This window comes from Halalkalicoccus tibetensis (genome assembly GCF_037996645.1).
Lineage (GTDB): Archaea > Halobacteriota > Halobacteria > Halobacteriales > Halalkalicoccaceae > Halalkalicoccus > Halalkalicoccus tibetensis.
Map to the genome: position 1 here is coordinate 430,025 of NZ_JBBMXV010000004.1, position 11,273 is coordinate 441,297.

Consider the following 11,273-nt stretch of genomic DNA (forward strand, 5'->3'; position numbering starts at 1 on the left):
CGCCGCCCCTCCCGTGTGCCCCGTTCCTGCGGGCCGTGCCGGCGGATTCTTCGCCGTCTCGCCAGGGGATCGGCGGTGCCGATCCCCCGCGAGAAGGGAAAGTCTCTTTATGGACTCGCCGGAACTGAAGGCAAGGGCCGGTAGCTCAGTCCGGCAGAGCGTCTGGCTTTTAACCAGACGGTCGCGTGTTCGAATCGCGCCCGGCCCGTTTTCGCCACGAGCACGTGAGGAGCGAAGCGACGAACCGCGAGTGGTAGAACACCCACCAGCGATTCGAATCGCAGGGAGTGTAGCGAGCGAAGCGAGCGGAACGACCGTGTGTTCGAATCGCGCCCGGCCCGCTCTCGCTCCGAGCGTTCACGCGAGGAGCGAAGCGGCCACCAGCGATCGGGACGCAGCGAGCAGCTTTGCTGCGAGTGAGTGTTCGAATCGCGCCCGGCCCGTCTTCGCGCTGCGAGTAGTTCACGAGCGGTGCGAAACGGATCCAAAGCGATTCGGGCCAGCGAGCCGCAGCCCGGGAGCGAGCGGGGCAAGCGACCCGGAGCGGCTCGCCCTGTTCGAATCGCGCCCGGCCCGTCTTCGCCACGAGCGCGCGAGCTACGGCAGCGAGGTTTCACCTACGTCCATCACCAATAACTGTTATCATAGTTCGTCCGAAACGACCGTCGATGGCCGAAACACGGATCACGTGGCCGCGGCGGACGGTCCTCGCGGCGCTCGGCGCCGCCGGAACGGGCTCAATCGTCGGGCAGGGATCGGTCGGTTCGACCGCCGACGAACCGTCCCGTTCGGAGGACTCGTTCGTCTCCCATGGGATCGAACGGATCGAGGACCTCTTCGAGCATCACCTCGAACTGGGGCTCCACCACGGGGCACAGCTGGCGGTCTACCGGGGCGACGAACTGGTGGTGGACCTCGCGGGCGGAACCCTCGGCCCCGAGCGGGAGGCCGTCACGCCCGACTCGCGCTTCCTGCTGTTCTCCTGTACGAAGCCGTACGCCGCCGCCTGTCTCCATCATCTGGCCGACCGCGGTCGGCTCGACTTCGACGACCGGGTGGTCGATCACTGGCCGGCGTTCGCTGCGGAGGGGACCGGGAAGGCATCGACCACCGTCCGCCACGTGCTCACCCACCAGGCCGGACTGCCCGAGACGCCAGCCGACGACCGACCGGAGATCTGGGACGACCCGGATTCCCTAGCCGGGAGCATGGAGGCGGTTGACCCCGAGTTCCCGCCCGGATCGACCGCCCAGTACCACACGCTCAGCTTCGGTTGGCTGACGGGCGAGCTCGTCCGTCAGGTCACCGGCCAACGGATCGACGAGTACGCCTGCGAGCACGTCTTCGAGCCCCTGGGAATGGACCGGACCCACATCGGCCTCCCGGACGACGAGCCCCACGACGTCGCGACCCTGACCGGCTTCGACGCCTCGGACACGCTCGTCGAGACCGACGTGAGCATCGGCTCGACCAACCAGGAGGTGGCGGAGACCTTCAATCAAGAATCGATCCGGCGGAGCCTCGTCCCCGGCGCGAACGGCGTGGGCCCGGCGCGCGAGCTCGCCCGGTTCTACGCCTGCTACCTGAACGGCGGGGGGCTCGACGGCACCCGCCTGCTCGGGCCGGAAACGGTCGAGGAAGCGCCCAGCGTGCAGGTCGAGGTCGAACCCGACGAAACGGTGGGTTCGGGCCAGCGCTACGGGCTCGGTTTCCAGCTCGGCGGCGCCCTGCCGGATCGCCACGGGATCGGCGCCCCGCTCGCCAACTACGGGCACGCGGGGCTCGGGAGCAGCATCTCGTGGGCCGACCCCGAGGCCGACATCGCCTTCGCGTACGTGACCAACGGCATCCGCGACGACTTCCAGAACAACGCGCGGATGGCCGTGATGGGCGAGACCGTCCGCCGGGAGCTCGCCTGACCTACGGACACGGGCGCTCAGACGTAGCCCAACAGCGGCATCGCGATCCCGACGACCCACCCCAGAAGGCCGACGCCGAGCAAGCCGCGACCCTCGGCGTCGACCCGGGTAGCGCCGGCCGCGACCAGCCCGAGCGCGATCAGCAGCCCGAAGCGATGAAGCAGCAGCTCGATCGGCAGTGCGGTGACCCCCAGCCCGGCGAAGTCGAGCCCGAACGCCGTCCCGAGGCCGACGACCGTGAAGAGGAACGCCGGCTGTGGCTCCAGCGGCCGTCCGATCCAGCTCACGCCACGCTGTAGCCGCAGGAACCGGCTGGCCGCCTCCAGGGGCTGTGTCAGGACGATCGTGAGGATCGGCAGCCCGGCCACCAGGATCGGGTAGAGGATCGGGACGAACGCCTGTGGCGTGATCCCGGAGACGGCGGCCTCCAGCACGAGCCCGGCGCTCCGGATCCCGAGGAACAGCCCCGCGAGCGCCCCCGCCAGGAGGAACCCCCGGACGTTCGCGAGTACCCACCCCAGAAGCCGCCGAGTCCCGCGCAGGACCGTCCGGGTCGTATCGCCGGCGCTCCCCCCGCCGAGTCCCAGGAGGCCGAACAGGACGACCGGGCCGACGGCCGCGAGCTCGATGACCGAGAGCCAGCCGTCGTTCCAGCCCCGCTCGACGCCGTGGTACTCGCGGCGGATCTCGTCGACGTAGGGCTGTTCGAGGAAGTCGGCCTCGAGGGTGTTCCGGGAGTCCTGGATGTCGGTCACCGTGTGGCGGAGGCTGAACCAGTCCCAGTACTCCTGGTGGGTCTGGATCGCGGTCCAGTCGTCGTTCGGCGGCGTGTACGCCCGGATGTGGTGACGGCTGCCGAGATACGTGCCGGCGTGGAGCTGATAGCTCTCCTCGACCCATATCGCCCCGCCGCCCCGGGGCTCCGTATCCAAGTAGGTGTAGCGGGTCGATCCGTGGGCGTCGTCCCACTCGATCGTCCCCTCCTCCGCGGTCACCTCGTAGGCGTCGGCCTCGGCCTCCTCCTCCTCGGGGTCGGTCTCCTCCCATTCGAGCTCGGACTGATCGATCAACGCCTGCTGGACCCGCTCGTCGGGCCCGTGGATGATGACGTTGATCGCGAGCGTCCGCCCGTCGGTCGAGCGCTCGCGGCTCGTGTAGGGCCAGACATAGCTCCCCCCGTCCTCGGGCTGGACCAGCTGGTCACGGTCGAGGGTCTCGCCCTCGGCTGGGTCGTCCCCGATCGGCACCCCGAGGAACCCGCCGGCTACCAGATAGCTGACGCCGAGAACGACGAGCCCGAGCAGAAGGAGCCGGCGACGTCTCATCGATGGCTTCTAGGACCGACCACGGTCCCATATCCCTTCCGTTGTCACCGTACCGCACCGAAGGGCTCCAGAGACGGCACGACGACCGGCTCAGACCTCGACCGGGACCGTCTCCGACAGCATCGTCGAGCTGCTCGAGTCGTGGCGGAGCTCGATCTCGTAGGCCGCCGGACCGTCGCCATCGAAGTCGGTGATGCCCGTCGCCAGCGACCGACTCTCGCCGGCGCTCAGCTCGCCCGACAGCGACGCCCCGGTCGCGCTCCCGTCGACGATGACGCTGAAGTCCTCCAGATCGATCGTCTCGCCGCCGTCGTGATGGAGCGTGACGGTCCCCTCGTCGTCGTCCTCCCCGGCCTCGGAGAACGACAGCTGTGCGTCCGGCGCGGTCCCGACGGTGATCGTAAAGACGCCGACGACCGTCGCGAGGAGGACGGCGATCGCGACCATCATGCCGACCCCGATCATCGGCGAGACGCCCCGATCCGACCCGCCTTCCGACCCGCGAAACCGTGGCTCGTTCATCAACCGGTATACGATGGCCAGTGCTATAAGTATTCATATATTTATATATCGACATTATTCGCGCCCGACACCGCTTCTCAGAGCAGCCCGCGGAGGAGGACGACGGCGGCGATCCCGGCACACAGCGCCGCGAGGATGCTCCCGGTGCGCCAGGTCACGAGCAACACGACGCCCGCGGCACCCCACTCGGCCGGGCCGCCGTCCGCGAGCTCCGGGCCCAGGATGGCGATCACGATCGCGCCCGGCAGGACCGACAGCCCGGCCTCGGCCCGCTCGCTCACTTCGATCCGGCTCAGCAGCCACAGCCCCCCGACCTTCGTGAGGGCGGTGACGAGGGCCATCGCGAGGATCACGCCGACGACGAGCGGGTCGAGCGAGAGCGCGCCCTCAGTCATGGCGGGCCACCTCGATGGCGGCCGCGGCGAACCCCCCGACCAGAATGTACCACTGGCCCGGAACCAGGTGGGCGGTCACCAGCGCCGTCCCGAGCGCGACGCCCCACGGGACGAGCGTCGCGGCTCCCTCCCAGAGCTCGACCGCGAGCGCGACGAAGACGGCCGCGAGGACGAAGTCGATCCCATAGGAGGCGGGATCGCCGATGGCGCCGCCCGCGAGCGTCCCGAGGACCGTCGACCCGACCCAGAACGTCCAGACGGCGATGCCGCTGCCCAGCAGGAACGCCCCCCGCCCGCTGCCGGACCGGAGGTCGCGCATCGTCAGCGCCCAGTTCTCGTCGGCCATCAGGAACAGGCTCCCGTAGGCCTGCTTCGCCGAGAGCTGGCCGAACCATGGCTGCAGCGCCGCCCCCATCAGCGAGTAGCGCAGGTTGATCGCCGCGGTCGCGAGCAGGATCGTCGCGACCGGGATCGGCTCGGCCCACAGCTCGACCGCGACGATCTGCGAGGCGCCGGCGATCACCGTCGCGCTCATCAGCGCCGCCTCCGCGGCGCTCAGTCCGACCTGGTCGGCGAGGACGCCGAACGCGATCCCGTAGCCGGCGACGCCGAAGGCGATCGGGATCGTCGTGAGGAACCCCGCCCGGACGCCCCGCCGACTGAAGGAGACCGACTCGCCGTCGGGACCGTCGTCTCCCGGCCCGTCCGCCGTCGCTTCTCGATCCGCCCGCTCGTCCGCCTCGTTTCCTCTCACGCGTGGCTCCGTCTGTTCGTGCTCGACGAACGCACCAGGCGCCTAAAGCGATCCCGGAATCGATCCGGTGGGACGGGACCCGCCCCGCCCTCGGCTCACGTCTTGTCCATGTAGCGGGCATCCTCGGCGGCCTCCCGGACCGACTCGAGGGTGGCCTTCGTGCCCGTCGCGCTCACGGCGGCGTTGAGCGCCCCCTCGACCAGGGGTGCGTCGGCGATCACCGCCTCGACGTCGCTTTCCTCGAGGGCCATCTCGGCGTTCATCACCGCGCTGCCCAGATCCGCGAGCACGACCACTCCATCGGTTCCCTCGCCCGCGGCCTCGACGGCCTCGCCGATCCGGTCGACGCTCGTCCCGATCCGGCCGTCCTCGATGCCGCCCGCGGCGATCACGGTGGCGTCGCTCGCCATGTCCGTCGCGACTTCGACGACCCCCTCCGCGAGGGTCTCGCTGTGGGAGACGACGACGATCCCGATCATTTCGCCCCCTCCCCATCCTCGCCTTCATCCCCTTCCTCGCCCTCGACCCGCAGCTCGGCGTCGGTCTCGCCCTCGAGGTACTCGCTCGCGACCCCGAGCAGCTCCTCGAGCATGTAGAGCGTGCTGGTCGCGCCCGGGTCGGGATGGCCCACGGAGCGCCAGCCCAGATACGACGCCCGGCCCTTGTTCGCGCGGATCGCCGTCGTGAACTCGACCCCCCGCTCGGCGGCGTCGACGGCCCTCGAGAGGGCGGTCAGCGGCGCGACCTCGTCCTCCTCGATCGCGCGCTTGTAGGTGTGGACCGCCGGCGTCAGCGCGTCGACCATCGTCTTGTCGCCCACGGACGCCCCGCCGCGATCCTTCGTCTTCTCGAGGTACGACTCGGCGAACGCCACCGACGATTCGGCGTCGATCCCGCCCTCGAACGCGGTGCTCGCGTGGGCGAGCGACCCGCCGTAGAGCGGCCCCGAGGCCCCGCCGACCTTCGAGACCAGTGCCATCCCCACGCCCTTGACGAACTCGTCGGGCGCGGCCTCGGGGTCGGCCCCCTCTAGAGCCGCCTGGAACCCTCGGTCGAGGTTCGCGCCGTGGTCGGCGTCACCGATCGCCGAGTCGAGGTCGGTGAGATGGCCCTTCTCCGCTTCGACCCGTTCCGCGACGGCCTCCAGGGCCGCCATCAGCGCCTCGCGTTGGGTGTCCTCGTTCATTCGTGTCTCACCCATCGTCACTCCCGCACCGTCAGTGCCGGGGTGTCGGCAGGCGCTCCGAGCAGCTCCTTGAACTCCGCGTCGAGTTCGAGCACGGTGATCGAACAGCCCGCCATGTCGAGCGAGGTCATGTAGTCGCTGATCCAGCCGTCCCAGACCTCGATCTCCCGTTCGGAGAGCAGCTCCTGGAGCCGGCGGTTGACGACGTACAGCTCCATCAGCGGCGTCGCGCCCATCCCGTTGACGATCGTCATCACCTCCGCACCCTCCTCGAGCGCGAGATCGTCGAGCACCCGCTCGGTCAGGTGGTCGGTGATCGCGTCGGCGCTCATCACGTCCACTCGCTCGACGCCGGGCTCGCCGTGGATGCCGATCCCGAGCTCGATCTCGTCGTCGTCCAGGTCGAACGTCGGCTCGCCCTTCTCGGGGGTGGTGCAGGAGGTCAGCGCGGTCCCCATCGTGGCGACCCGCTCGACGGTCTTCTCGGCGAGGCGTTTGACCTCCGCGAGGTCGTCGCCGCGGGCGGCGGCCGCACCCGCGACCTTGTGAACGAGGATCGTCCCGCAGACGCCCCGCCGGCCCGACGTGTACAGCGAGTCCTCGACGGCGACGTCGTCGTCGACGACGACGTGATCGATCTCGGTGTCCCCTTCCATCTCCGCGAACTCGATCGCCGTCTCGAAGTTCATCACGTCGCCCTCGTAGTTCTTCACGACACAGAGCACGCCCTCGCCGCCGTCGCAGGCGTCGATCATCCCCTGGAGTTGGTCGGCGGTCGGCGAGGTGAACACCTCGCCCGCGGCCGCGCCGTCGAGCATCCCCGCGCCCAGGTAGCCCGCGTGGGTCGGCTCGTGGCCGCTACCACCACCGGAAACGATCCCGACCTTCCCGTCGACCGGCGCGTCGGCCCGAGTGAGTACGTTCGTCCCCTCCAGCCGGCGGACGTACTCGGGGTGGGCCATGACCATGCCATCGAGCATCTCGTCGACGACGTCGCCGGGCTCGTTGATCAGCTTCTTCATGTGTGTACCCGTACCATTCGCCGAGCCGAGCATAAACGTTGGTTCGCCCGCTCCCCTTCGAGGGGTCAGGAGAAGAGGCGCTTCAGTCGCCTGAACAGCCCCTTCTCGGGGTCGCCGCCGCGCTTCTTCGGCCCGTCGTCGTCGGTGGCCGGGCCCGCATCGTCGCCGTCGCCGGCGGTGGTCGTATCGGCCTCGGCAGCTCCCGACGCGGCCGTTTCGGCCGATCCGCCGGCCTTCTCGACGGCCTGCTCGATCAGCGCCTCGGCGTCGTTGACCGCGTCCTTCACGGTGCCCTTGACGAGGGGTACCCCCTCGAAGCGGTCGCGGTTCACCGAGGTGTCGGCCGCGACGATGACGGCGTCGGCCTCGTCGATCTCCGCGGCGGTGAGCTCGTCCTCGGCGCCCATCGCGCCCTGGATCTCGACGCGGATCTCGTGGCCGAGCTTCTCGGCGGTCTGTTCGAGGTTCTCCGCGGCCATCTGGCTGTGTGCGATACCCGTCGGACAGGACGTGATCGCTACGAGTTTCATTGGTCTATGGTCTCCGTGATCTCGTTTCGCGTCGATGCATCGAGCGCCCGCGAGGCCACCCGATCGGCCGCGTCGGTCTCGCAGTCGACGATCCGCCCCTTCACCGCGGGGATCGTCACGGCGCTCATGCTGAGTTCGTCGAGCCCGAGCCCGACGAGCAGCTCCGTGTAGTCGGGGTCGCCCGCCATCTCGCCACACATCCCGATCCAGGCGTCGTTCGCGTGGGCGGCCTCGACGCTCCGGGCGATCGCGCGCAGCACGGGCGGGTGCAGCGGGTCGTGCAGGTCGGCCACGCGCTCGTCGTCGCGCGCGGCGGCCATCACGTACTGCGCGAGGTCGTTGGTGCCGATGCTGAGGAAGTCCACGCGCGCGGCCAGCTCCTCGGCGAGGAACACCGCGCCGGGCGTCTCGACCATCACGCCGAGCTCCGGGATCGCGTGCTTGACGCCCTCGCTCTCGAGGTCGGCGGCGACCCGCTCGACGGCCGCCAGCGCTCCTTCGAGCTCCTCGACGGTCGAGACCAGCGGGAACATCACCGCGAGCCGGCCCTCGCCCGCTGCGGCGCGAAGCAGCGCGCGCAGCTGGGTCTCGAACAGCTCCCGGTCGGGTCCCAGCGACCGGCGGATCCCCCGCTCGCCGAGGAACGGGTTCTCGCTTTCCGGCAGGTCGAGGTAGGGGATCGGCTTGTCACCGCCGACGTCGAGGGTGCGCACGACGACCCGCCCGTCGGGAAACGCCGAGAGCGCCTCCCGATACGTCTCGTACTGCTCGTCCTCGTCGGGCGGCGACTCCCGATCCAGAAAGAGGAACTCGGTACGGAACAGCCCGATCCCGTCGGCACCCTGCTCGACGGCGCCCTCCAGCTCGGCGAGCGTTCCGAGGTTCGCCGCGACCTCGATCTCCCGGCCGTCGGCCGTCTCCACGGGCTCGCTTCTGGTCTCGACCTCGCGGGCTGCCGTCGCGCGTTCGCGGGCTCCGGCATCGGGTTCGACGATCACCTCGCCGGCCTCGCCGTCGACGACGACCTCGTTGCCCTCCTCGATCCCTTTCAGTTCCTCGCCCACGCCGACGACCGCCGGCAGGCCGAGCGAGCGCGCGAAGATCGCGGCGTGCGAGGTCCGCCCGCCGAGGGCGGTCGCGAAGCCCGCGACCCGCTCGGGGTCGAGCTTCGCGGTGTCGCTGGGGGTGAGGCGCTCGGCTACTACTACTGAGCCCTCGGGCAGGTCGGCGAGGTCAGTCCCCGCCGACCCGCTCAACACCCGGACGAGCCGGTCGCGGACGTCCCGAAGGTCGTCCGCCCGCTCGGCCATCCGCCCCTCCATCCCCTCGAACTGCTCGATGGAGTCGGCGAACGCCTCGTGGACGGCGTGTTCGGCGGGCAGCCCCTCGCCGATCGCGCTCTCGACGCCGTCCGCGATCTGCGGGTCGTTGAGGAACTGGACGTGCGCGCCGAACACCTCGGCCTCCTCCTCGCCGACCCGCTCGCGGGCGCGTTCGCGCTCCGATTCGAGGTCGGCCTCGGCCGTCTCGCGGGCCGACTCGAAGCGCTCGCGCTCGGCGTCGGGGTCGACCTCGGAGGGTTCGGGCGGGTCGTCCAGCTCCACCGTCTCGGCGTACCATACCACTTCCCCGAGCCCCGTGAGCGGCGTGACGCCGGTGCCGGTGTAGGTCCGCATGGCTACTCCCCGTCGCCCTCCTCCGGCGTCGAGAGCACCTCCTCGAGCGCGTCGAGGGCCGCCTCCGCGTCCTCGCCCTCCGCGCTCAGCCGGACCTCCTCGCCGCCCTTGACGCCGAGGCTCGTCACCGCGATCATGCTGCTCGCGGCGACCCCCTCGCCCTCCCCGTCCTCGACGGGCGCGACGGTGACCTCGGCGTCGTACTCGTTGGCGGTCTCGACGAACTTCGCCGCCGGGCGGGCGTGCAGCCCCGCCTCGGGGACGATCTCGACGACGCGCTCCATCAGGCGACCGCCTCCTTCAGCGTTCCTCTGACTTCCTCGGGCGATTCGGCCTCGTGCAGCGAATCGCGCGTCTCCTCGTGCATGAGCGCGCGCGACAGGGTGCTGAGCATGTTCAGGTGTTCCTCCTCCCCACCTTCGGGGACCAGCAACATGAAGATCAGCGTCGCGGGCTGGTCGTCCATCGCGTCGAAGTCGACCCCCCGATCGGAGCGGACGAACGCGACGGTCGGCTCGGTCACCGCGTCGGTCTGGGCGTGCGGGATGCCGATTCCCAGCCCGACCCCGGTGGTCGTCTCCTCCTCGCGGGCCAACAGCGCCTCGAGGGCGGCCTCGCGGTCCTCGATCCGGCCGGCCTCGACGGCCATGTCGAGCAGGTGCTCGATGCAGGCCTCCTTCTCGGCGGGCGGTTCCTCGAGCGATACGAGCTCTCGCGGCAGCAGCGTGTCGATGTCTTCCGGTTCCATTGTGGTGTGTCAGTCCGCGGTCGGTTCGTCGGCGATCCGGTCCTCGAAGTCGGGTTTGATCAGCGTCGCGATCGTCGCGGTGACGACGGTGCCCAGAGCGATACAGCCCAAAAAGAGCAGCGCGCTGCTCGAGAGGAAGACGACGAAGATCCCGCCGTGGGGCGCGGGCATCGTCACGCCGAGCGCCATCGCGGCGGCCCCGGCGGCGGCGCTGCCGGCGATCGCGCTCGGGATCACCCGAAGCGGGTCGGCGGCCGCGTAGGGAATCGCACCCTCCGTGATGAACGCCAGCCCCAGGGGGACCGCGGCCTTCGCGTTCTCGTACATCTCGGCGGCGTACTTCTCGGGCGCGATGAAGTTCGACAGCGCGAGCCCCAGCGGCGGGACCATGCCCGCGATCATCACGGCGGCCATCGGCGCGTAGATCTGGTCGGCGACCAGGACGGTGCCGAAGACGTACGCGACCTTGTTGATCGGGCCGCCCATGTCGGTGGCCATCATCGCCCCGAGGATCGCACCCAGCAGCAGCGCGTTGCTCCCCTCGAGCCCCGAGAGGTAGCTCGTCAGCGCGTCGTCGACGATGGCGATCGGCACGCCGAGGCCGACGATCACGACGGGCATCAGCACCAGCGTCGTCACGACGGGGATCACGAGGACGGGCATCATCGGCTCGATCATGCTCGGCACGTTCCGCCGTTTCAGCCACCGAGCGACGTAGCCCGCCAGCAGCCCGGCGACGATCGCGCCCAGGAAGCCCGCGACCGCGCCCTCGGCGTCGAACCCGACGAGCGTGCCGGCGGCCTCGATCAGCGGCTCCTGCTGGACGGCGTACGAAAGGATAAAGCCCGGCGCGAGCCCCGGCCGGTCCGCGATCGCGTACGCGATATATCCCCCCAGAATGGGAATCATGATCGTCAGCCCGAGGTCGCCGATCTGCGCGAAGTACCACCCGAGCGTCCCCGTCTGTTCGAACACGTCCTCCGTGTCGCCGATCGCGAACCCGATCGCGAGGAAGATCCCGCCGATGGTCACGAAGGGGATCATGAACGAGACCCCCGTCATGAGGTCCTCCTTGACCGAGGTCAGGTAGGATTGTGCGCGGTCTTCCGCCGTGTCTCGTGATGCCATAACCCGTTCTGCCATGATCGTTTCTGTTACTGCATGATAATACTTTCGAGATTGAGCGTTCGTGATCG

Annotated in this window: 13 protein-coding genes and 1 tRNA gene; 2 read left to right on the forward strand and 12 right to left on the reverse strand. The window is 69.8% G+C overall.

Translation table 11 applies throughout. From position 1 onward, the window contains the following. Positions 1-134 precede the first annotated feature (134 nt). Positions 135-208: transfer RNA gene (locus tag WOA58_RS15060), tRNA-Lys, on the forward strand. Between the two features lie 460 nt (positions 209-668). Beyond that, positions 669-1,919 (forward strand): serine hydrolase domain-containing protein, encoded by a 1,251-nt coding sequence (locus tag WOA58_RS15065; protein WP_340605091.1) that lies wholly within the window; start codon positions 669-671, stop codon positions 1,917-1,919. A gap of 17 nt (positions 1,920-1,936) precedes the next feature. On the opposite strand, the gene WOA58_RS15070 is transcribed toward WOA58_RS15065, so the two are convergent. The 12 genes from WOA58_RS15070 to WOA58_RS15125 form a co-directional block, all read right to left on the reverse strand. Continuing rightward, entirely contained in the window at positions 1,937-3,244 is a 1,308-nt protein-coding gene (locus WOA58_RS15070) for a hypothetical protein (protein WP_340605092.1), read from the reverse strand. A gap of 90 nt (positions 3,245-3,334) precedes the next feature. Continuing rightward, on the reverse strand, positions 3,335-3,766 hold the full coding sequence (locus tag WOA58_RS15075; protein ID WP_340605093.1) for a type IV pilin N-terminal domain-containing protein: 432 nt from the start codon (positions 3,764-3,766) through the stop codon (positions 3,335-3,337). A 77-nt stretch (positions 3,767-3,843) separates the two neighbouring features. Further along, the gene (locus tag WOA58_RS15080; protein ID WP_340605094.1) at positions 3,844-4,161 is read right to left on the reverse strand and encodes an AzlD family protein; all 318 of its coding nucleotides are present in this window, start codon (positions 4,159-4,161) and stop codon (positions 3,844-3,846) included. Further along, entirely contained in the window at positions 4,154-4,915 is a 762-nt protein-coding gene (locus WOA58_RS15085) for an AzlC family ABC transporter permease (protein WP_340605095.1), read from the reverse strand. Before WOA58_RS15085 ends, WOA58_RS15080 begins: the two co-directional genes overlap by 8 nt. A 95-nt stretch (positions 4,916-5,010) precedes the next feature. Continuing rightward, positions 5,011-5,394, reverse strand: a complete 384-nt coding sequence (gene dhaM, locus WOA58_RS15090) for a dihydroxyacetone kinase phosphoryl donor subunit DhaM (protein ID WP_340605096.1) — start codon at positions 5,392-5,394, stop codon at positions 5,011-5,013. Beyond that, entirely contained in the window at positions 5,391-6,101 is a 711-nt protein-coding gene (gene dhaL / locus WOA58_RS15095; protein WP_390220964.1) for a dihydroxyacetone kinase subunit DhaL, read from the reverse strand. The genes dhaM and dhaL overlap by 4 nt, the downstream gene beginning before the upstream one ends. Positions 6,102-6,118: 17 nt before the next feature. After that, positions 6,119-7,123 carry a dihydroxyacetone kinase subunit DhaK gene (gene dhaK / locus WOA58_RS15100; RefSeq protein ID WP_340605098.1) on the reverse strand — a complete coding sequence of 335 codons (1,005 nt, stop codon included), beginning with the start codon at positions 7,121-7,123 and terminating at the stop codon, positions 6,119-6,121. 65 nt (positions 7,124-7,188) lie between these two features. Next, positions 7,189-7,653, reverse strand: coding sequence for a PTS fructose transporter subunit IIB (locus WOA58_RS15105; protein WP_340605099.1), 465 nt, complete (start codon positions 7,651-7,653; stop codon positions 7,189-7,191). Beyond that, entirely contained in the window at positions 7,650-9,329 is a 1,680-nt protein-coding gene (gene ptsP, locus WOA58_RS15110) for a phosphoenolpyruvate--protein phosphotransferase (RefSeq protein ID WP_340605100.1), read from the reverse strand. Before ptsP ends, WOA58_RS15105 begins: the two co-directional genes overlap by 4 nt. A 2-nt stretch (positions 9,330-9,331) precedes the next feature. Beyond that, complete coding sequence (gene ptsH1, locus WOA58_RS15115; RefSeq protein WP_340605101.1) at positions 9,332-9,613, reverse strand: phosphocarrier protein HPr; 282 nt, start codon at positions 9,611-9,613, stop codon at positions 9,332-9,334. Beyond that, positions 9,613-10,077: a PTS sugar transporter subunit IIA gene (locus tag WOA58_RS15120; protein WP_340605102.1), complete on the reverse strand. Its 465-nt coding sequence runs from the start codon at positions 10,075-10,077 to the stop codon at positions 9,613-9,615. Before WOA58_RS15120 ends, ptsH1 begins: the two co-directional genes overlap by 1 nt. Positions 10,078-10,086: 9 nt before the next feature. Then, positions 10,087-11,205: a PTS fructose transporter subunit IIC gene (locus tag WOA58_RS15125; RefSeq protein ID WP_340605103.1), complete on the reverse strand. Its 1,119-nt coding sequence runs from the start codon at positions 11,203-11,205 to the stop codon at positions 10,087-10,089. Positions 11,206-11,273: the final 68 nt, after the last annotated feature.

What these genes read in the sequence shown, in the direction of transcription:
- WOA58_RS15065 (WP_340605091.1), top strand. Translation starts at nt 669, where the DNA reads ATGGCCGAAACACGGATCACGTGGCCGCGGCGGACGGTCCTCGCGGCG.
- WOA58_RS15070 (WP_340605092.1), bottom strand. Translation starts at nt 3,244, where the DNA reads ATGAGACGTCGCCGGCTCCTTCTGCTCGGGCTCGTCGTTCTCGGCGTC.
- WOA58_RS15075 (WP_340605093.1), bottom strand. Translation starts at nt 3,766, where the DNA reads ATGAACGAGCCACGGTTTCGCGGGTCGGAAGGCGGGTCGGATCGGGGC.
- WOA58_RS15080 (WP_340605094.1), bottom strand. Translation starts at nt 4,161, where the DNA reads ATGACTGAGGGCGCGCTCTCGCTCGACCCGCTCGTCGTCGGCGTGATC.
- dhaM (WP_340605096.1), bottom strand. Translation starts at nt 5,394, where the DNA reads ATGATCGGGATCGTCGTCGTCTCCCACAGCGAGACCCTCGCGGAGGGG.
- dhaL (WP_390220964.1), bottom strand. Translation starts at nt 6,101, where the DNA reads ATGAACGAGGACACCCAACGCGAGGCGCTGATGGCGGCCCTGGAGGCC.
- dhaK (WP_340605098.1), bottom strand. Translation starts at nt 7,123, where the DNA reads ATGAAGAAGCTGATCAACGAGCCCGGCGACGTCGTCGACGAGATGCTC.
- WOA58_RS15105 (WP_340605099.1), bottom strand. Translation starts at nt 7,653, where the DNA reads ATGAAACTCGTAGCGATCACGTCCTGTCCGACGGGTATCGCACACAGC.
- ptsP (WP_340605100.1), bottom strand. Translation starts at nt 9,329, where the DNA reads ATGCGGACCTACACCGGCACCGGCGTCACGCCGCTCACGGGGCTCGGG.
- ptsH1 (WP_340605101.1), bottom strand. Translation starts at nt 9,613, where the DNA reads ATGGAGCGCGTCGTCGAGATCGTCCCCGAGGCGGGGCTGCACGCCCGC.
- WOA58_RS15120 (WP_340605102.1), bottom strand. Translation starts at nt 10,077, where the DNA reads ATGGAACCGGAAGACATCGACACGCTGCTGCCGCGAGAGCTCGTATCG.
- WOA58_RS15125 (WP_340605103.1), bottom strand. Translation starts at nt 11,205, where the DNA reads ATGGCATCACGAGACACGGCGGAAGACCGCGCACAATCCTACCTGACC.